This window comes from Bacillus sp. FSL H8-0545, assembly GCF_038006105.1.
GTDB classification, from domain to species: domain Bacteria; phylum Bacillota; class Bacilli; order Bacillales; family Bacillaceae_G; genus Bacillus_A; species Bacillus_A cereus_U.
In genome coordinates this window covers 4,958,164-4,978,767 of sequence record NZ_JBBOUO010000001.1, presented here as the reverse complement: position 1 = coordinate 4,978,767, position 20,604 = coordinate 4,958,164, and the positions used below count along the sequence as shown (strand labels likewise).

Sequence of the window (20,604 nt, the reverse complement as noted above, 5' to 3'; positions counted from 1 at the left end):
AGGTGTCCCTCCTTTACAAAGATGGTAAAAGAATAAGGTTGCGCAACAATTGTACAACCTGTAAATATTTCTAATGCATATTTATACGAAACGTATTTTAAAATATAAAAACGTCGTTAGTATCCGAGATAGAGTTTTCGACAAAAAAACAAATGTGGACAACTATTTACCCACATGTGATTTAAACTATCCACATGTTATACACAAATTGTGGATAAAATAAAGGTGTGGAAAACTTATTCAAAGTGAAAACACAACTATAATATCAAAAAAAAGCAGCTATAGCAATGAATTTAAGAAAGTTATCCACAAAATCAATACCTTGTGGAATAAACTTGTCCACAATACGATATACTGTGTAAAAGTAAAAAAAGAGTTTGTGGATACAAAAAAGAGAAAATATATTTATCCACAAGGAAATATAGGGACTGTGAAAAAGTGTGTGAATAGGTTAAAAATGAATATTTGATGAAAATTTCGAGAACCATTGACATTTTCCTATTTGATTTACTATAATTTATTAGACTGTCTTTAACAGATATTCCTCAGGGAGGTGTCATATAATGAAAAGAACTTACCAACCAAATAAACGTAAGCGCAGCAAAGTACATGGTTTCCGCAGCCGTATGAGCACAGCAAACGGACGTAGAGTGCTAGCAGCTCGTCGTCGTAAAGGAAGAAAAGTATTATCTGCGTAGACCACTGATCGTTCAGTGGTCTTTTTTTCTAATAATAATGAGTTTCTGCTGATGAGATACAGGAGTGTCAAATGATATGAAGAAAAAAAATCGTATAAAAAAGAATGATGAATTCCAGGCTGTTTTCCAAAAAGGACAATCGAATGCCAATCGCCAGTTTGTTGTATACAAATTAGATAAAGAAAAACAGCCGCATTTTCGCATTGGTCTTTCTGTTAGTAAGAAAATAGGAAATGCAGTAGTTCGTAATCGAATTAAGCGTATGATTCGCCAATCGATTATAGAATTAAAAGATGAGATAGATTCTGGAAAAGATTTTGTTATAATAGCAAGGAAGCCTTGTGCAGAGATGACATATGAAGAGTTAAAGAAAAGCTTAATTCATGTCTTTAAACGCTCTGGTATGAAAAGAATAAAAAAGTAGCGTAAGGAAATGAATTACACTATATACATACCGAAACAAGGAGGAGCAGGCTTTGAAAAAGAAAATAGGTTTATTAGCCATGGTTATTATGCTAATGGCAATCGCTACCGGCTGTAGTGAAACAAATCAGCCGATTACACCGAAAAGCACTGGGATTTGGAATGAATATTTCGTATACCCGCTTTCTCAGTTAATCACGTATTTTGCAAATTTATTTGGTAGTAATTATGGTTTAGCAATCGTTGTTACAACTCTTATCATTCGTTTTGCATTATTACCATTAATGATTAAACAAACGAAGAGTACGAAAGCAATGCAGGCGTTACAACCAGAAATGGTGAAATTAAAAGAAAAGTACAGCTCAAAAGATCAAGCAACACAACAAAAATTACAACAAGAAATGATGCAGTTGTACCAAAAAAATGGTGTAAATCCATTAGCAGGATGTTTACCAATATTTGTTCAGATGCCTATCCTATTTGCTTTTTATCATGCGATTATGAGAACGGCAGAAATTAGTAAACATACATTTTTATGGTTTGATTTAGGACAGGCAGATCCTTACTATATCCTTCCAATCGTTGCGGCTATTACGACTTTTATTCAGCAAAAGCTTGCAATGGCAGGAACGGCTGGGCAAAATCCGCAAATGGCAATGATGATTTGGCTTATGCCAATTATGATCTTAGTCTTTGCAATTAACTTCCCAGCAGCACTATCATTGTACTGGGTAGTTGGTAATATCTTTGGTATCGCTCAAATGTATATGATCAAAGGGCCTGAAATTAAGGCTAGTAAGGCAGGAGGATCAAGCAAGTGAGTATAATTACTGCTAAAGGACAAACAGTCGAGCTGGCAGTACAAGATGCTTTAAGACAATTAAATGTTTCGAAAGATCGAGTAGATATAAATATTATCGATGAGGGTAAGAGGGGATTCCTAGGTTTATTTGGGAATCGCCTCGCTGTAGTAGAAGTTGTATTGAAAAAAGATCCAATCCAAGAATGTGAAGAATATTTAAAAAATGTTATTCAAAATATGGGTGTGGAAGTTGAGATTAGAAAAATTGTAAAAGGACGCGAAGTTGAATTTACAATTTCTGGTGAAAACATTGGTGTTTTAATTGGTAAAAGAGGTAATACGTTGAATTCTTTACAGTATTTAACAAAACTTGTTGCGAATCGTAATACAAAGCAATATATTGGTATTACACTGGATGCTGAAAACTATCGTAGTAAAAGAAAAACTACGTTAGAATCTCTTTCTTATCGATTGGCAAAACAAGTAGTGAGTACGAAAAAAAGAGTTGTTCTAGAACCAATGCCTTCTTTTGAACGAAAAATTATTCACCAAGCATTATCTAATCATCAAAATATCATTACAACTTCTGAAGGGAAAGAACCACATCGGTATGTTGTAATATCTTCCAAGTGACCGGTTACTCAATTGAGTGCCGGTTTTTTTGAGGAGAAAATAAATGTGGATAACTAAAAAACACTAGATTTATCCACTGTGAATAAGTTTAGTGTTTTTTACATAAGGACATAATAAAATGAGTTATTATTCTTTTGTAGATAGGTTCGTTATGGTATCCTAATAATTTAGTGACGGAAAAAATTCATGTTGAAATAGAGATAAATAAGCAAGTGAGGTGAAAGAACATGGAATTTGATACAATTGCCGCAATTTCCACAGCACTTGGGGAAGGTGCAATTGCCATTGTTCGAGTAAGTGGGGATGATGCGATTGAGAAAGTCGATCGTATTTTTAAAGGGAAGGATTTAACACAGGTTTCTTCTCATACAATTCATTATGGTCATATTGTCGATTTAGATACAAATCAAGTTATTGAAGAAGTTATGGTATCCATTATGCGCGCACCAAGGACTTTTACGCGTGAAAATATAGTAGAAATTAACTGTCATGGTGGGCTTGTTTCGGTAAATAAAGTATTACAGCTTATTTTAGCACAAGGAGTACGACTGGCAGAGCCTGGTGAATTTACAAAACGTGCTTTTTTAAATGGACGTATTGATTTGTCACAAGCAGAAGCTGTTATGGACTTAATCCGCGCGAAAACAGATCGTGCTATGAATGTAGCGATTAACCAAATGGAAGGACGATTATCTAAATTAATCGGCCATCTGCGTCAAGAAATATTAGAAACATTAGCTCATATTGAGGTGAATATAGATTACCCAGAATATGATGATGTAGAAGAGATGACGCATAATATTTTAATTGAGAAAGCTACACATGTCCGTGCTGAAATTGCAAAGATATTAGAAACATCGAAGCAAGGAAAGATTTTACGTGAAGGCATTTCTACCGCGATTATCGGTAGACCTAACGTTGGGAAATCATCGCTATTAAATAGTCTTGTTCAGGAGAAAAAGGCAATTGTAACTGATATTGCAGGAACAACTCGTGATGTTATTGAAGAGTACGTTAATGTGCGTGGTGTACCACTTAAACTTATAGATACAGCCGGAATTCGTGAAACGGAAGATATTGTTGAACGAATTGGTGTAGAGCGTTCGAAGGAAATGATGAGCCAAGCAGACTTAGTGTTAATTGTAGTGAACTATAGCGAGGCTTTAACAAATGAAGATGAGGATCTATTCCGTGCCGTACAAGGAAAAGATTTCATTGTCATTGTAAATAAGACAGATTTACCGCAAGAAATTGATATGGAACGTGTTACAGATTTAGCGGTAGGCAATCGTGTTATTACAACATCTTTAATTGAGGAGCAAGGAATAGATGAGCTTGAAAAGGCAATAGCTGATTTATTCTTTGAAGGAACAATTGATTCTGCGGATATGACATACGTGTCTAATGCGAGACATATCGGATTGTTAACACAAGCAGGAAGAACAATTAATGATGCAATTGAAGCGATAGAAAATGGTGTTCCGATTGATATGGTTCAAATTGATTTAACAAGAGCGTGGGAAATACTTGGTGAAATTACTGGTGATACTGTCCATGAAAGCTTAATTGACCAATTGTTCTCTCAATTTTGTTTAGGAAAATAAAGTAAAACTTTAATCAGAGATGATTTAGTAAGATAGAGGTTATTAGGAGGAATAAACAATGGGATACAATGCCGGTTCATATGATGTCATAGTAATCGGTGCAGGTCATGCAGGATGTGAAGCTGGTCTTGCGGCAGCACGAATGGGCTCAAAAACATTAATGTTAACAATTAACTTAGATATGGTAGCGTTCATGCCATGTAACCCTTCTGTTGGTGGACCAGCAAAAGGGATTGTTGTTCGTGAAATTGATGCATTAGGCGGAGAAATGGGACGCAATATTGATAAAACACATATTCAAATGCGTATGTTAAATACGGGTAAAGGACCAGCTGTACGTGCGCTTCGTGCACAAGCTGATAAATTCTCTTACCAGCATGAGTTAAAGAAAACAATTGAAGAAACACCAAACTTAACGTTGTTTCAAGGTCTGGTAGAGCGTTTAATTGTTGAAGATGGTGTATGTAAAGGGGTAATTACGCAAGCTGGTGCCGAATACACAGCGAAAACAGTTGTAATTACAACGGGAACATTTTTACGTGGTGAGATTATTATGGGAGATTTAAAATATTCAAGTGGTCCAAATAATCAGCAACCATCTATTACGTTATCTGAACACTTAGAGGAACTTGGTTTTGATCTTGTTAGATTTAAAACAGGTACACCTCCGCGTGTAAACAGTAATACGATTGATTATAGTAAAACAGAAATTCAACCAGGTGATGATAAGCCACGTGCTTTCTCTTTTGAAACGACAAAATTCATTATGGATCAAATTCCATGTTGGTTAACGTATACAAGTACAGAAACACATCGTTTAATAGATGAAAACTTACATCGCTCAGCTATGTATTCTGGTATGATTAAAGGAACAGGGCCTAGATATTGCCCTTCAATTGAAGACAAGGTAGTAAGATTTAATGATAAACCACGTCATCAAATTTTCTTAGAGCCAGAAGGACGTAATACGCAAGAAGTATATGTACAAGGCTTATCGACGAGTTTACCAGAAGATGTACAGCGTGCAATGCTTAGAACAATTCCTGGCCTGGAAAATGTTGAAATGATGCGTACGGGTTATGCAATTGAATATGATGCAATTGTACCAACTCAACTATGGCCAACACTTGAAACGAAAAAAATTAAAAATTTATATACAGCAGGACAAATTAATGGAACTTCTGGTTACGAAGAAGCGGCAGGACAAGGGCTTATGGCTGGAATTAATGCAGCGTGTCGTTCTTTAGGTAAAAAAGAAGTTATTTTAGGTCGCGCTGATGCATATATTGGTGTCTTAATTGATGATCTTGTAACAAAAGGCACAAATGAACCATACCGTTTATTAACGTCTCGTGCAGAATATCGTTTATTATTACGCCATGATAATGCAGATCTTCGTCTAACTGAGGTTGGGCGTGAAATTGGTTTAATTAAAGAAGATCGTTATGAGAGATTTACAAATAAAAAACTACAAATTGAACAGGAAAAGGAACGGTTAGAGAGTATTTTTATTAAACCGCGTCCTGAAGTTCAAGAATTAATTCGTAGTATTGGTGGAAGCGAATTGAAAGATGGAATACGTGCAAGTGATTTATTACGTCGTCCAGAGATGACATATGAGCATATTCATCTTTTAGTACCAAGTGAATTAGAATTAAATGATGAAATTACAGAACAAGTTGAAATTCAGATTAAGTATGAAGGATATATCGAGAAATCTTTACAGCAAGTAGAACGTATGAAGAAAATGGAAAATAAAAAAATCCCTGTGGATATTGATTATGATGCGATTTCTAGCCTTGCCACAGAAGCGAGACAGAAATTGAAAGATGTTCGTCCACTTTCGATGGGGCAAGCTTCACGTATTTCTGGCGTAAATCCAGCTGATGTTTCTATTTTGCTTATTTACATTGAACAAGGAAAAATTGCACGAGTATCGAACCAATAAATAGTAAGGAGATATTGCTAGATGAACATAGAACAATTTCAATCTATGCTAGAAGAGAAGGGTATTTCCCTCTCTTCTAGACAGTTAGAGCAGTTCGAAATCTATTTTGAAACGTTAGTAGAGTGGAATGAAAAAATGAACTTAACGGCTATTACGGAGAAAGAGGAAGTATACTTAAAACACTTTTTTGATTCTGTTACAGCGGCTTTTTATTATGATTTTTCGAAACCATTTTCTATTTGTGATGTTGGAGCAGGAGCTGGCTTCCCAAGTATCCCTTTAAAAATCTGTTTCCCGCACTTAAAAGTAACAATTGTAGATTCATTACAAAAACGTATTAATTTCTTAAATCACTTAGCGCAAAAGTTAGAATTAAGTGATGTTGCATTTTGTCATGATCGTGCTGAAACATTTGGGAAAAAAGAAGGTGTACGTGAAGCATACGATATTGTAATGGCACGTGCAGTTGCACGTCTTTCTGTATTAAGTGAGCTATGTTTACCACTTGTAAAAGTAGGGGGAACATTCATTGCAATGAAAGGTGCAGCGGCGAACGAAGAAATCGAAAATGGCAAATATGCTTTAGAGGTACTTGGCGGAGAATTGAAAGAAATGTCTACGTTCCAATTACCGTTTGAAGAAAGTGAGCGTAATATTTTATTAATCGAGAAAAAGCGCAAGACACCAAAGAAATATCCACGCAAACCGGGAACGCCCAATAAATTACCTATTGAAAAATAAATCTTATTAGACGTAAGATTAAATTATATAAATGAAAACGTAAATGTTTCATAGGAAACATTTTATGTAGAACAGTCAATAGGCCTAAAAGGTGGTGGAATATGTATGAAAAATACGTTTTCTCGTTTATTTGGCTTTGGAGATAAAGAGAGCGAATTCGAATTACAAGACGAAAGCCATGAAGAAATAGCTAAAAAGGTATATGAAGAAATACAGGAAATTCCGATAGTAAACATTACCCCTAACCGTTATCAACCACGAACAGTTTTTGACGATGCACGTATTGAGGAGCTAGCATTAACGATTCGTACACATGGGCTTATCCAGCCGATTGTTGTGAGACAGTATGAGGATGATAAGTACGAGATTATTGCCGGGGAAAGGCGTTTCCGCGCAGCAACAAAGTTAGGGTGGGAAAAAGTTCCTGCAATAATAAAGAATTTAAATGATACTGAGACAGCTTCTGTAGCGTTAATTGAAAATTTGCAGCGTGAGGAATTAACAGCAATTGAGGAAGCTGTGGCATATCAAAAGCTGATTGAGTTACATAATTTAACACAAGAAGCATTGGCACAACGACTTGGAAAAGGACAATCGACAGTCGCAAATAAATTGCGATTATTAAAATTGCCTGAAGAAATCAAAAGTGCATTATTAGAAAAAAGTATTACAGAACGGCATGCTCGCGCCCTTATTCCTTTGAAAAATGAGGAATTACAACTGAAGGTTTTACAAGAGATTGTGGAGAAGCAATTGAATGTAAAGCAAACAGAAGAACGAATTGCAAAGTTACTAGAAGAAGTAAAACCAAAGCGCAAAGCGAAGCAAAAAGCAGTAAGTCGAGATGCAAGAATTGCTATGAACACAATTAGACAATCATTACAAATGGTTGCTAACAGTGGTTTGAATGTTAATTCTGCGGAAGAAGAGTTCGATGAATACTATCAAATTACGATTAAAATTCCGAAGAAAAAATAATTACGTGCTAGAGACCTTATCCTATTGGAGAGGTCTCTTTTACTATATTTTCTTGTTAAAGCAAGAAGGAGTTTGGAAATAAATTTTGAAGTTTAATAAGGACGTAAAAGAAAAACTTTTATTTCATGTTACAATAAAAGTAATTGTTTCTAGAATAAGAAAGGTTGAAAGTAGGTGACATCGTGGGAAAAATCATTGCTATCGCTAATCAAAAAGGCGGTGTTGGAAAAACAACAACATCCGTTAATTTAGGGGCTGGATTGGCACAAGTAGGAAAAAAAGTCCTTCTCGTAGATATTGATGCTCAAGGAAATGCAACGACTGGTGTAGGAATTGAAAAGTCTGAATTAGATCAATGTATTTATAATGTTCTTGTGGAAGATGCAGATGTTCAAGGCGTTATACGGAAAACCGCAACTGAAAACTTAGATGTTCTACCCGCTACAATTCAATTGGCTGGTGCTGAAATTGAATTGGTACCAACCATTTCCCGGGAAGTACGCTTGCAAAGAGCATTACAGCCAATTCGTGATGAATATGAGTATATTATTATTGACTGTCCCCCATCCTTAGGATTATTAACGATTAATGCATTAACAGCAGCAGATTCTGTTATTATTCCTGTACAGTGTGAATATTACGCGCTGGAAGGGTTAAGTCAGCTATTAAATACAGTTCGACTTGTGCAAAAGCATTTAAATAAAAATTTAGCAATTCAAGGTGTATTGTTAACGATGTTGGATGCTCGTACAAATTTAGGAATTCAAGTTATAGATGAAGTGAAAAAATACTTTAGGGATAAAGTATATCGTTCGATTATTCCTCGTAATGTTCGCTTAAGTGAGGCACCAAGTCATGGAAAACCAATTATGCAGTATGACGCTAAATCAAGAGGAGCAGAAGTATATTTAGATTTAGCAGAGGAAGTGATTGCAGGTGGCTAAGGGATTAGGAAGAGGAATCAATGTGTTTTTTCCAGATTTAGATGTGAAAGAAGAAGAAACGATTCAGGAGATTATAGTAACTGAATTAAGGCCGAATCCATATCAACCACGTAAACATTTCAATAAAGAAGCGATTCAGGAATTAGCGGCTTCTATTAAAGAGCACGGTATATTGCAACCGTTAATTGCTCGAAAGAGTATTAAAGGATATGAAATAGTTGCAGGTGAAAGAAGATATCGTGCTGCTAAAGAGGCCGGACTTGAGAAAGTGCCTGCTGTCGTAAGGCAATTAAATGAGCAGCAAATGATGGAATTTGCTTTGCTTGAAAACTTACAACGAGAAGATTTAAATCCTATGGAAGAGGCAATGGCATATCAGATGTTAATGAACGAGCTAAATGTAACACAAGAACAATTAGCAAAACGTCTTGGTAAAAGCAGGCCTTATATCGCAAATTATACTCGATTGTTAAGCCTCCCTTCATTCGTTCAAGATATGATTGCAAACGGTCAGCTTTCAATGGCTCATGGAAGAACTTTACTTACAATAAAAGATGAAGAACAGTTGAAATCTTTATTGAAGCGAATTGAAAAAGAAGGACTGAATGTTCGCCAATTGGAACAAATTGTCCAGGAAATTAATCAACGTGTTTCACGTGAAACACAACAAGTGAAAAAAGAAAGAAATATATTTTTTGTAGAGCGTGAAACATTTTTAAGAGAAAAGTTTGGTACGGATGTAAAGATCAAAGAAACGAAAAAAGAAAAAGGTAAAATCGAAATCGAATTTTTTAATAAAGAAGACTTAAATCGAATTTTAGAATTATTATCAAAGGGAAATTAAAAAGCAAACCATCTTATTGTTTATAGATGGTTTGCTTTTTTTAATGCAGATAATTTTTGGTCTGTTTCTTTTATACTTTGTGCAATTACATCAGCCATCTTCATGACTAAACTTAGTCTTGTATTTTGAAGTACGAAAAACTCCATGAAACCATTTAAATTTACGATGCCATGAATATGCAAATCACCAATTTCAGGTAATTTCTTATTCATCGCAGCTCCAGGTTTACTGGGCCCCTTTCCGGTAGTTATAGAACCGATACTTTGAGATTTTCCTAAACATGCATCAACAGCAATAATAAATGAAGTAGGATTTTCTTTCTGTATATTCTGAATTTTATCTTCTAAGTTTAGTGCATGTATTGGTTCGTCTAGTGTGCCGAACACTTGAAGGTTTTTGATTTCAATTTGTTCTAGTTTAGTACCAACTAATGGACCAAGTGCATCACCGGTGGAACGGTCTGTTCCGATACAAACGAGAATGAGTGGTATATTAGTCTTAATGGGAATATGGGAAAGTAAGAAATTGCTGATTGTCTCAGAGGCTTCTAAGTCATGATGCATAACATTTTGAGTTTCTTTTTCAAAAAAAGGTAAGCGAAAACTTCTAATATTCATGAAGCACCCATCCTTTTGATAAATTTTCACAATATGTTATATGGTGTCTGAAATGGAAAATTATAAGTGCATACTTTTTGCAAACTGTGAATGAAAACAGAAATAATAGTACTAGTATATATATATTCGTTTCATTTTATACCTGAATGGAAGTTAACAAATGGAATTAAAGTCATAATTTTTTTTCAGAAATCAGAGAGAGTTCTGATACAATAATAAGGATAACTAAAAAGAAATTTTAGCTGGAGAGGTAGAGGGACATGGATGTAGCGTTGAAATGGTTTGAGTCCATTGATTGGACGAATATAGGTGTGAAATCACTAAAAATAATCGTTATTTTAATACTTGGTGCAATCGTTGTGCGAGTTGCGAGGGCAATTGTACGAAATGCGTTTCGTATGGGAAGCCGTTCGCCGATTCAAATTTCAGAACGTCGTACAGTTACGGTAGCGAAGTTGCTTGAAAATATTGTGGCATACGTTGTTATGTTCATTATGTTAATTGCAATTTTAGGTGTGTTTGATATTAATGCGTCAGGTCTATTAGCCGGTGCTGGGGTAATTGGTTTAGCAGTCGGTTTTGGTGCACAAAGTTTAGTTAAAGATGTTATTACAGGATTATTTATTTTGTTAGAGGATCAATTTTCAGTAGGTGATTATGTAAGAATAGGTCAATTTGAAGGAACTGTTTTGGAAATTGGACTACGTACAACGAAGATGAAAAGCTGGACAGGTGAAATTCATATAATACCAAATGGTAGTATTGTACAAGTAACGAACTTTTCCGTTAGTAATAGTGTAGCATTTGTTGATGTATCTATTTCTTATGAAAGTGATATAGTACGAGCGGAGCAAGTTATTGAAGATTTATTAGTGGAATTACCAGAAAAATATGAGAAAATGGTAACAACACCTCAATTGCTAGGTGTTCAAACACTGGCAGCGTCTGAAGTTGTATTACGTGTTATTGCTGAAGTTGAGCCGATGCAGCATGCAGTTATTGCGAGGGCTCTTCGCAAAGAGATTAAAAATCGTCTTGATTTACATGGGATTGAAATTCCATACCCACGTATGGTTTTATATAGTCGCGAAGAATTAGTTAGTGAAAAAGCAATTTAATAGTGGGAGGGATTTAGAGAATGGAGCAAAAGCAATATAACTTGTACGATGTTGTGGAAATGAAGAAAGCCCATCCATGTGGTGAAAATCGCTGGAAGATTATTCGTATGGGAATGGATATCCGCGTTAAGTGCGAGGGGTGTGACCATTCGGTAATGATTCCTCGAAGAGAGTTTGATCGCAAGGTAAAAAAAATACTTGTGAAGCATGAAGAATAGTGAAAAAGCAACAGCTGCAGTAGACAGCCGTTGCCTTTTTTCATTTGGTGGAAACTTGTCATTTTTTTCGTTACTATCTATAATGATGAAAGATTGAGACATAGGAGTGAAAAATATGGGATTAACGGCTGGGATTGTTGGATTACCTAACGTAGGGAAGTCCACTTTATTTAATGCAATTACACAAGCAGGAGCAGAATCTGCGAACTATCCATTCTGTACAATCGATCCAAACGTAGGGATTGTAGAAGTACCAGATGAGCGTTTAAATAAATTAACGGAATTGGTAGAACCGAAAAAAACTGTTCCGACTGTATTTGAATTTACTGATATCGCAGGTATCGTAAAAGGTGCAAGTAAAGGTGAAGGATTAGGAAATAAATTCTTATCTCACATTCGTCAAGTAGATGCAATTTGCCAAGTTGTTCGTTGTTTTGAAGATGAAAATATTACGCACGTTTCAGGAAAAGTAGATCCAATTGATGACATTGAAACAATCAACTTAGAGCTAATCTTAGCGGATTTGGAATCTGTTGATAAACGTATCGAACGAGTTGCGAAGTTAGCAAGACAAAAAGATAAAGAAGCTGTATATGAGCATGAAATTTTAGTTCGTTTAAAAGAAGCTTTTGAAGAGGGAAAACCAGCTCGTACTGTTGAATTTACAGAAGAGCAAATGAAGATTGTTAAAGGCCTTCATTTACTTACAACGAAAGAAATGCTGTACGTAGCAAACGTAAGTGAAGATGATATTATGGATCCTTCTGACAATAAATATGTACAAATGGTAAAAGAATTTGCAACAAATGAAAATTCACAAGTAATTGTTGTATGTGCAAAAATTGAATCAGAAATTGCTGAGTTAGATGAGGAAGAGAAGAAAGTATTTCTTGAAGAACTAGGTATTGAAGAATCTGGTTTAGATCAATTAATTCGTGCTGCATATGACTTATTAGGACTTGCTACTTACTTCACAGCTGGTGTGCAAGAAGTACGTGCATGGACGTTTAAACAAGGTATGAAAGCACCACAATGTGCTGGTGTTATTCATACGGACTTTGAGCGTGGATTTATTCGTGCGGAAACAGTTTCTTATGATGATTTAATGACAAATGGCTCTATGACAGCTGCAAAAGAAGCTGGTAAAGTACGTTTAGAAGGAAAAGAGTATATCGTAAAAGACGGAGATGTTATGCACTTCCGCTTTAACGTTTAATTTAATATTTCCTAGGAAAAATAAAGATATGAACTTGGCAAATATATTATATGTTTGCCAAGTTTTTTACGTATTGGTGAGTTGATTCATATAACTTACTATGATATAATCTAAACTCGTGAGTAATTACTATAAATTAATTGCTCCTTGCCCATTATGGGCCGTTTAGACCAAAAGGAGGTGAAAGTGTAATGAGAAAGTACGAAATTATGTACATCATTCGTCCTGGCGTTGAAGAAGAAGCTCAAAAAGCTTTAGTTGAACGTTTCGCAGGTGTTTTAACAAACAATGGTGCAGAAATCATTAACACAAAAGAGTGGGGTAAGCGTCGTTTAGCTTACGAAATCAACGACTTACGTGAAGGTTTCTACATGATCTTAAAGGTGAACTCTAATTCAGAAGCGATTAACGAATTCGACCGTTTAGCTAAGATCAACGAAGATATCCTTCGTCATATCGTTGTTAAAGAAGAAGAAAAATAATTAAGATATATAGGGAGAGTGGTTCGATTGATGAATCGTGTTATCCTCGTTGGTCGTTTAACTAAGGACCCTGACTTACGTTACACGCCCAATGGTGTTGCAGTAGCTACTTTTACGTTAGCTGTGAATCGCGCATTTGCGAATCAACAAGGTGAGCGTGAAGCTGACTTTATTAATTGTGTAATATGGCGTAAACAAGCAGAAAACGTGGCAAATTATTTGAAAAAAGGTAGCTTAGCAGGCGTAGACGGACGTCTTCAAACTCGTACTTACGATGGACAAGATGGTAAACGTGTATATGTAACAGAAGTTCTTGCGGAGAGCGTACAATTTTTAGAGCCGCGTAATGGCGGTGGGGAGCAACGTGGTTCATTCAATCAGCAACCATCAGGAGCTGGTTTCGGTAACCAAAGCTCTAACCCATTTGGTCAATCTAGTAATCCGGGTAACTCAGGTAACTCAGGTAACTCAGGTAACTCAGGTAACACTGGATTTACGAAGAATGACGATCCATTTTCGAATGTTGGTCAACCGATTGACATTTCGGACGACGATTTACCATTTTAATGGTATGAATTGGATATTTTTAACAAAGAATGGAGGGAATAGACATGGCAGGACGCAAAGGTGGACGTGCGAAACGTCGTAAGGTGTGTTTCTTCACATCTAACGGCATCACTCGCATTGACTATAAAGATGTTGATTTATTAAAACGTTTCGTTTCTGAGCGCGGTAAAATTTTACCACGTCGTGTAACAGGAACAAGCGCGAAATACCAACGCAAACTTACAGTTGCAATTAAACGTGCTCGTCAAATGGCACTTTTACCATATGTTGGTGAATAATAGCGTATGAAATGCACAGTAGAGTCGGACTCTACTGTGCATTTTGCTATGCTTTTCTTTTTTGAGAGAGAGGTTGAATGATGAAAAACACGAGATTTATTACTGAGGGTGCAGCGTTATTGGCTATATATGCAATTTTGTTGCTTATATCTATGTATGTTCCGATTTTAGGTACAATGGTAACGTTTGTGTTGCCGTTACCATTTATATTATTAACAGTAAGACATAAACTATCTAATATACTCGTTATTTTTGTAGCGGCACTTTTTATTACAGTTATTGTGAGTCAGCCGATTAGTCTCATAAAGACAGTGATGTTTGGATTAATAGGTGTTGTATTAGGGTATATGTATAAAAAAGGGAAAAAACCAGTGGAGATATTGATAGCTGGAACGCTTGCATATTTAATTGGTATGATGCTCATTTATGTTGGAAGTATAAAATTTTTCAACATAGATTTAATGAAGCAAATGCAAAATATATTTAGTGAAAGTATGGCGCAAAGTGAAAAGATAGCAACTGCTGCTGGTATGCCAGTTAGTAAGGAACAAAAAGAGTTATTTGCACAAATGAATGATATATTACAGACGTTATTTCCAAGTATACTTGTACTATTTTCTGTATGTTTTTCTTGGATCACAGTGCTAATATCAGGTAGTGTTTTGAGAAAGTTAAAGCACGACGTTACACCTTGGCCTAAATTTAAAGATATACAATTGCCAAAGAGTATTGTCTGGTATTACGTCATATTTATTTTGTTAGCAACTTTTATAAAAGTAGAACCAACATCATATTTACATATGGTATTTTCTAACCTATATGTAATCTTTGCTTTGCTGCTCGTATTGCAAGGATTAACGTTTATCACCTTTTTAGCACACAGAAAAGGTTTTACGAGGGGTATTCCTATTATTAGTTTTATTGTATGTATGTTTATTCCAATGCTGTTTCCTCTTGTGACAATCTTAGGTATAATTGATTTAGGGATTTCATTGCGTTCTAAAATAGGGGAATAAAATAATATTCCTTACACTATTTTAATTTGTTTAACTAACTGGAAGGTGAGTTAGTTTTACTTTATAGGAGTTGTATACATGCCTGAATTTTATAAGAAACAGTGGTTTTTATATCCTGTTTACGTATTGGCATTTTTTGTGTTGGTGCTAATCTCGATTCTCTGTTATTTCCACTTAATTATGGGGATATCTTCCTTTTTGGTTTTTAGCATCGTTTTCTTTTTAGTTATACGATTTGAACTTACCTTTCAAAGGAACTTTGAAAAGTATACGACAGATATGATTACTAGGGTAAAAAAAGTGAGTAACGAAGCATTCAACCAGATGCCAATCGGTATATTGTTATACAATAAGGAGTATGGGATTGATTGGGCAAATCCTTACTTGTCTTCATGTTTGGGGCAACACGCATTAGCTGGGTGGCATCTGTACGATGTATCAGAAACATTACTCCTTTTTATTAAAGGAGAGACTTCTGATGATATAGTATCTTTAAATAGTCGGAAGTTCCGTGTGTTTGTAAGGAAAGAAGAAAAACTAATTTATTTTTTTGATGTAACTGAGCAAACAGAGATTGAAAAAATGTATGAGGATCAGCGCACTGTTTTGGCTGTTATTTATTTAGATAATTACGATGAAGTTACACAAGGGTTAGATGATCAATTACGTACGAATATAACAAGTCTTGTGACGTCACGTCTAAATGAATGGGCCGTTAAGTATGGTGCATATTTGAAACGTGCATCTTCAGAAAGATTCTTCGTTGTACTAAATGAAAGTATTTTAGCGCAAATGGAGAAAGGGAAATTTAGTATTTTGGATCAAGTGCGTGAAGAAACATCAAAAAGGAATATACCACTTACATTAAGTGTTGGTGTTGGCTCAGGTGATTTACCTTTAGCGGAGCTTGGAGCGATGGCTCAATCTGGTTTAGACCTTGCATTAGGACGAGGAGGAGACCAAGTAGCTATTAAACAAGCAACGGGTAAAGTTAAGTTTTACGGTGGCAAGACGAATCCGGTCGAAAAGCGTACTCGTGTACGTGCTAGAGTTATTTCGCATGCATTAAAGGATTTAGTATTAGAAAGCAGTAATGTCATTATAATGGGGCATAGAGCCCCTGATATGGATGCGATTGGTGCGGCGATTGGTATTTTAAAGGTAGCTCAATTAAATGAGCGCAAAGGATATATTGTATTAGATGAAAATGATTCTGATAAAGGAATCAAGCGTTTGATGGATAAAGTGAAACAAAATGAAGAGTTATGGTCACACTTTATTACACCAGGGCAAGCGATGGAATTTGCAAATGATGATTCATTACTTGTTGTTGTTGACACGCATAAACCTTCAATGGTGATGGAGGAAAAACTGTTACATAAGATTGAAAATGTAGTGGTTATTGACCATCATCGCCGTGGAGAAGATTTCATTGAAGATCCATTACTTGTTTATATGGAACCGTACGCTTCTTCAACGGCAGAGCTTGTTACAGAGTTACTTGAGTATCAACCGAAAAATTTAAAGATGACAATGTTAGAAGCAACGGCATTGTTAGCTGGTATTATTGTTGATACGAAAAGTTTTACATTCCGTACAGGCGCTCGTACCTTTGATGCCGCTTCTTATTTACGCTCGCATGGCGCAGACACTGTAGTTGTACAAGAACTTTTAAAAGAAGATATGGGTCAGTATTTACGAGTTGCAAAAGCCATTAAAAATGCGTACATTTATAAAAATGGAATTGCGATTGCTAAAGTTGATGGTGATGAATATTATGACCAAGTACTTATTGCACAATCAGCAGACACATTATTGACAATGACAGGTATCATTGCATCGTTTGTTATTGCAAAACGTGGAGAAAATTTCATTGGAATTAGTGGTAGATCTTTAGGTGAATTGAATGTACAGCTAATTATGGAGAATTTAGGAGGTGGCGGGCACTTAACAAATGCAGCCACACAAATGAAAAATGTTACAGTAGATGAAGCGGAGGAGAAGCTTCAATTTGTTATTGATGACTATTTACAGGGAGGCACACAATCATGAAAGTAATTTTTCTAAAAGACGTAAAAGGTAAAGGTAAAAAAGGAGAAATAAAAAACGTACCAGATGGTTATGCAAATAATTTCTTACTAAAACAGGGGTTAGCTGCCGAAGCGACAAACAGCAGTATGAAAACTTTAGATGCTCAAAAGCGCAAAGAGGAAAAAGATGCAGCAGCAGAGCTTGAAAGTGCAAAACAATTAAAAGAAACATTAGAGAAATTAACTGTAGAATTAAAGGCGAAATCTGGAGAAGGTGGCCGTTTATTTGGTTCTATTACAAGCAAACAAATTGTAGATGCAATGCAAAAATCACACAAGATTAAACTTGATAAACGTAAATTTGAAATGGACGATGCAATCCGTGCATTAGGTTATACAAAAGTCACTGTAAAATTGCATCCGCAAGTAACAGCGGCAGTAAAAGTTCATGTTAGTGAACAATAAAAATAAATTAAGCAAGGAGGATTGCGCATGAGTGATGTACTGGCTGATCGTACCCCTCCGCATAATATAGAAGCAGAGCAGGCGGTTTTAGGGGCTATATTGATTGATCAAGATGCATTAACGTCAGCATCAGAGCTGTTGCTACCTGACTCGTTCTATCGAACGAAACATCAAAAGATTTTTGAAGTCATGCTTGGGTTGTCTGATAAGGGAGAACCAATCGACTTAGTAATAATGACATCAGCGATGGCTGATCAAGGGTTACTAGAAGAAGTTGGTGGGGTTTCTTATCTAGCAGAATTAGCAGAAGTTGTTCCAACAGCTGCTAACGTAGAATATTATGCACGCATCATCGCTGAGAAGGCACTTTTACGTCGTTTAATTCGAACGGCAACTCATATTGTATCGGATGGATACGAGCGAGAAGATGATGTGGATGGCCTTTTAAATGAGGCTGAGAAAAAAATATTAGAAGTATCACATCAAACAAATGCAAAAGCATTCCAAAACATTAAAGATGTTCTTGTAGATGCTTATGATAAAATTGAACTTTTGCATAATCAAAAAGGTGAAGTTACTGGGATACCAACTGGATTTACTGAATTAGATAAGATGACCGCGGGTTTTCAGCGAAATGATTTAATCATCGTAGCAGCGCGTCCGTCGGTGGGGAAAACTGCATTTTCATTAAATATCGCACAAAACGTAGCGACGAAAACTGATGAAAATGTAGCGATTTTTAGTTTGGAGATGGGCTCTGATCAGCTTGTTATGCGTATGCTTTGTGCAGAAGGAAATATTGATGCGCAAAGACTTCGTACCGGTTCATTAACTTCTGATGATTGGGCGAAATTAACAATGGCGATGGGTAGCCTTTCTAATGCTGGTATATATATTGATGATACACCAGGGATTAAAGTAAATGAGATTCGAGCAAAATGTCGTAGATTAAAGCAAGAACAAGGTCTTGGGATGGTTTTGATTGACTATTTACAGCTTATTCAAGGAAGTGGGAAATCAGGAGAAAACCGTCAGCAGGAAGTATCTGAGATTTCTCGTACATTAAAAGGGATTGCACGTGAATTGCAAGTACCTGTTATCGCCTTGTCGCAGTTATCTCGTGGTGTAGAATCTCGTCAAGATAAACGTCCGATGATGTCTGACATTCGTGAATCAGGAAGTATCGAGCAGGATGCTGACATTGTGGCCTTCCTATATCGTGAAGATTACTATGATCGTGAAACAGAAAATAAAAATACAATTGAAATTATCATTGCAAAACAACGTAATGGTCCAGTAGGTTCAGTAGAGCTTGCGTTTGTTAAGGAATTTAATAAATTCGTCAACTTAGAACGCCGCTTTGAGGATGGACATGCACCGCACGCATAAAGGCAGTATAAAAAAGAAACACATTTCTTATAATAAGATGTGTTTCTTTTTTTTTATATGAAAGATAGGGCTTTCATAAGGTGAATATGTAATTCTTACGAACGAAAACGTTTTTCGATAAAAAAATGTTCGCTTTTTGGTTGACTTCTTTTTCTGTTTTGGTACAATTATATTGTTTGAATAGATCGTTTGAAAATTGCGGAGGTGCTTTAATAATGTCTTCAGTAGTAGTTGTAGGAACACAATGGGGCGACGAAGGAAAAGGTAAAATCACTGATTTTCTTTCTGAGCATGCGGAAGTAGTTGCAAGATATCAAGGTGGAAATAACGCGGGACATACAATTGTTTTCGGCGGAGTTAAATATAAATTACACTTAATTCCATCTGGTATTTTCTATAAAGAGAAAATTTGTGTAATCGGAAATGGCTTAGTAGTAGATCCGAAAGCATTACTTGAAGAGTTAAAATACTTACACGATCGTGGTGTAAGTACTGATAATTTACGTGTAAGTAACCGTGCGCACGTTATTTTACCTTATCACTTAAAACAAGATGAGTTAGAAGAAGCGAGTAAAGGTGATAACAAGATCGGTACAACGAAAAAAGGTATCGGTCCTGCATATATGGATAAAGCTGCTCGTATTGGTATCCGTATGGCTGATCTTTTAGACCGTGAAGCATTTAAAGAGAAGCTTGAGCGCAATTTAGTGGAAAAAAATCGTTTGTTTAAAAAAATGTACGATACAGAAGGTTTCAGCGTAGAAGAAATCTTTGAAGAGTACTTCGAATACGGACAACAAATCGCACAGTATGTATGCGATACATCTGTCGTATTAAATGATGCACTAGATAACAATCATCGTGTATTATTTGAAGGTGCACAAGGTGTTATGCTTGATATTGACCACGGTACGTATCCATTCGTTACATCTTCTAACCCAATTGCTGGTGGTGTAACAGTTGGAACTGGAGTTGGTCCTGCGAAAGTTACTCGCGTTGTAGGTGTATGTAAAGCATATACAAGCCGTGTAGGTGATGGTCCATTCCCTACGGAACTTAATGATGAAATCGGTCATCAAATTCGTGAAGTTGGTCGTGAATACGGAACAACAACTGGTCGTCCGCGCCGCGTAGGTTGGTTCGATAGCGTTGTTGTAAGACATGCACGTCGTGTTAGTGGTTTAACAGACTTATCATTAAACTCTATCGATGTATTAACAGGTATCCCAACTCTTAAAATTTGTGTTGCTTACAAATACAATGGCGAAGTTATCGATGAAGTTCCAGCTAACTTAAACATTTTAGCGAAATGTGAGCCTGTATATGAAGAGCTTCCAGGTTGGACAGAAGATGTTACTGCTATGAAATCATTAGATGAACTTCCTGAAAATGCAAGAAAATACGTAGAGCGTGTTTCTGAATTAACAGGAATCCAATTATCTATGTTCTCAGTTGGACCAGATCGTAATCAAACAAATATCGTTCGTAATGTATACGAAGCTTAATTGATATAAAAAATTGATTCTTTTAAGAAAAAACTCATGTTTTCATGAGTTTTTTCTTATCTTTTATAAAAAAAAAAAAAGGTATTGC

Annotated in this window: 22 protein-coding genes; 21 read left to right on the top strand and 1 reads right to left on the bottom strand. The window is 35.9% G+C overall.

Translation table 11 applies throughout. The annotated features are described in order from the left end of the window. Window positions 1-563: 563 nt before the first annotated feature. The 10 genes from rpmH to spo0J all read left to right on the top strand — a co-directional run bounded on the left by rpmH (window position 564) and on the right by spo0J (window position 9,615). Window positions 564-698, top strand: coding sequence for a 50S ribosomal protein L34 (gene rpmH / locus MHI07_RS26010; RefSeq protein ID WP_002068706.1), 135 nt, complete (start codon window positions 564-566; stop codon window positions 696-698). A gap of 76 nt (window positions 699-774) precedes the next feature. After that, entirely contained in the window at window positions 775-1,122 is a 348-nt protein-coding gene (gene rnpA / locus MHI07_RS26005) for a ribonuclease P protein component (RefSeq protein ID WP_002089963.1), read from the top strand. A 52-nt stretch (window positions 1,123-1,174) separates the two neighbouring features. Then, window positions 1,175-1,942, top strand: coding sequence for a YidC family membrane integrase SpoIIIJ (gene spoIIIJ / locus MHI07_RS26000; RefSeq protein WP_002144555.1), 768 nt, complete (start codon window positions 1,175-1,177; stop codon window positions 1,940-1,942). After that, window positions 1,939-2,556: an RNA-binding cell elongation regulator Jag/EloR gene (gene jag / locus MHI07_RS25995; protein WP_002113234.1), complete on the top strand. Its 618-nt coding sequence runs from the start codon at window positions 1,939-1,941 to the stop codon at window positions 2,554-2,556. Before spoIIIJ ends, jag begins: the two co-directional genes overlap by 4 nt. A 227-nt stretch (window positions 2,557-2,783) precedes the next feature. Then, window positions 2,784-4,160, top strand: coding sequence for a tRNA uridine-5-carboxymethylaminomethyl(34) synthesis GTPase MnmE (mnmE, locus tag MHI07_RS25990; protein ID WP_002034990.1), 1,377 nt, complete (start codon window positions 2,784-2,786; stop codon window positions 4,158-4,160). Window positions 4,161-4,218: 58 nt separating this feature from the next. Further along, on the top strand, window positions 4,219-6,108 hold the full coding sequence (gene mnmG / locus MHI07_RS25985; protein ID WP_002159664.1) for a tRNA uridine-5-carboxymethylaminomethyl(34) synthesis enzyme MnmG: 1,890 nt from the start codon (window positions 4,219-4,221) through the stop codon (window positions 6,106-6,108). Between the two features lie 21 nt (window positions 6,109-6,129). After that, a complete protein-coding gene (gene rsmG, locus MHI07_RS25980; protein ID WP_002089956.1) occupies window positions 6,130-6,849 on the top strand; it encodes a 16S rRNA (guanine(527)-N(7))-methyltransferase RsmG in 720 nt (239 codons plus the stop codon). Between the two features lie 105 nt (window positions 6,850-6,954). After that, window positions 6,955-7,827, top strand: a complete 873-nt coding sequence (noc, locus tag MHI07_RS25975) for a nucleoid occlusion protein (RefSeq protein ID WP_002016471.1) — start codon at window positions 6,955-6,957, stop codon at window positions 7,825-7,827. 182 nt (window positions 7,828-8,009) lie between these two features. After that, on the top strand, window positions 8,010-8,771 hold the full coding sequence (gene soj / locus MHI07_RS25970) for a sporulation initiation inhibitor protein Soj (RefSeq protein ID WP_002113231.1): 762 nt from the start codon (window positions 8,010-8,012) through the stop codon (window positions 8,769-8,771). Beyond that, complete coding sequence (spo0J, locus tag MHI07_RS25965; protein ID WP_171902578.1) at window positions 8,764-9,615, top strand: stage 0 sporulation protein Spo0J; 852 nt, start codon at window positions 8,764-8,766, stop codon at window positions 9,613-9,615. The genes soj and spo0J overlap by 8 nt, the downstream gene beginning before the upstream one ends. 20 nt (window positions 9,616-9,635) lie before the next feature. Here spo0J and yyaC read toward each other — a convergent pair whose 3' ends face one another. Beyond that, a complete protein-coding gene (gene yyaC / locus MHI07_RS25960; RefSeq protein ID WP_204209716.1) occupies window positions 9,636-10,232 on the bottom strand; it encodes a spore protease YyaC in 597 nt (198 codons plus the stop codon). Window positions 10,233-10,492: 260 nt separating this feature from the next. Here yyaC and MHI07_RS25955 point away from each other — a divergent pair, with 260 nt between their 5' ends. The 11 genes from MHI07_RS25955 (at window position 10,493) to MHI07_RS25905 (ending at window position 20,516) form a co-directional block, all read left to right on the top strand. Next, window positions 10,493-11,350 (top strand): mechanosensitive ion channel family protein, encoded by an 858-nt coding sequence (locus tag MHI07_RS25955; protein ID WP_016106799.1) that lies wholly within the window; start codon window positions 10,493-10,495, stop codon window positions 11,348-11,350. Between the two features lie 20 nt (window positions 11,351-11,370). After that, on the top strand, window positions 11,371-11,568 hold the full coding sequence (locus MHI07_RS25950; protein WP_000436054.1) for a DUF951 domain-containing protein: 198 nt from the start codon (window positions 11,371-11,373) through the stop codon (window positions 11,566-11,568). 115 nt (window positions 11,569-11,683) lie between these two features. Continuing rightward, a complete protein-coding gene (gene ychF, locus MHI07_RS25945) occupies window positions 11,684-12,784 on the top strand; it encodes a redox-regulated ATPase YchF (protein WP_002113228.1) in 1,101 nt (366 codons plus the stop codon). Window positions 12,785-12,975: 191 nt separating this feature from the next. Then, the gene (rpsF, locus tag MHI07_RS25940) at window positions 12,976-13,266 is read left to right on the top strand and encodes a 30S ribosomal protein S6 (protein ID WP_002144565.1); all 291 of its coding nucleotides are present in this window, start codon (window positions 12,976-12,978) and stop codon (window positions 13,264-13,266) included. A gap of 27 nt (window positions 13,267-13,293) precedes the next feature. Beyond that, on the top strand, window positions 13,294-13,833 hold the full coding sequence (gene ssb, locus MHI07_RS25935; protein ID WP_078180432.1) for a single-stranded DNA-binding protein: 540 nt from the start codon (window positions 13,294-13,296) through the stop codon (window positions 13,831-13,833). A 44-nt stretch (window positions 13,834-13,877) separates the two neighbouring features. Next, window positions 13,878-14,111, top strand: coding sequence for a 30S ribosomal protein S18 (gene rpsR / locus MHI07_RS25930; protein WP_000918874.1), 234 nt, complete (start codon window positions 13,878-13,880; stop codon window positions 14,109-14,111). Between the two features lie 80 nt (window positions 14,112-14,191). Further along, entirely contained in the window at window positions 14,192-15,127 is a 936-nt protein-coding gene (locus MHI07_RS25925) for a YybS family protein (protein WP_340826853.1), read from the top strand. A gap of 78 nt (window positions 15,128-15,205) precedes the next feature. Further along, on the top strand, window positions 15,206-17,179 hold the full coding sequence (locus tag MHI07_RS25920) for a DHH family phosphoesterase (protein ID WP_340826852.1): 1,974 nt from the start codon (window positions 15,206-15,208) through the stop codon (window positions 17,177-17,179). Further along, on the top strand, window positions 17,176-17,622 hold the full coding sequence (gene rplI, locus MHI07_RS25915) for a 50S ribosomal protein L9 (RefSeq protein ID WP_002144568.1): 447 nt from the start codon (window positions 17,176-17,178) through the stop codon (window positions 17,620-17,622). Before MHI07_RS25920 ends, rplI begins: the two co-directional genes overlap by 4 nt. A gap of 27 nt (window positions 17,623-17,649) precedes the next feature. After that, window positions 17,650-19,011 carry a replicative DNA helicase gene (gene dnaB, locus MHI07_RS25910; RefSeq protein WP_002113222.1) on the top strand — a complete coding sequence of 454 codons (1,362 nt, stop codon included), beginning with the start codon at window positions 17,650-17,652 and terminating at the stop codon, window positions 19,009-19,011. A gap of 215 nt (window positions 19,012-19,226) precedes the next feature. After that, window positions 19,227-20,516 carry an adenylosuccinate synthase gene (locus tag MHI07_RS25905; RefSeq protein ID WP_340826851.1) on the top strand — a complete coding sequence of 430 codons (1,290 nt, stop codon included), beginning with the start codon at window positions 19,227-19,229 and terminating at the stop codon, window positions 20,514-20,516. Window positions 20,517-20,604 lie beyond the last annotated feature (88 nt).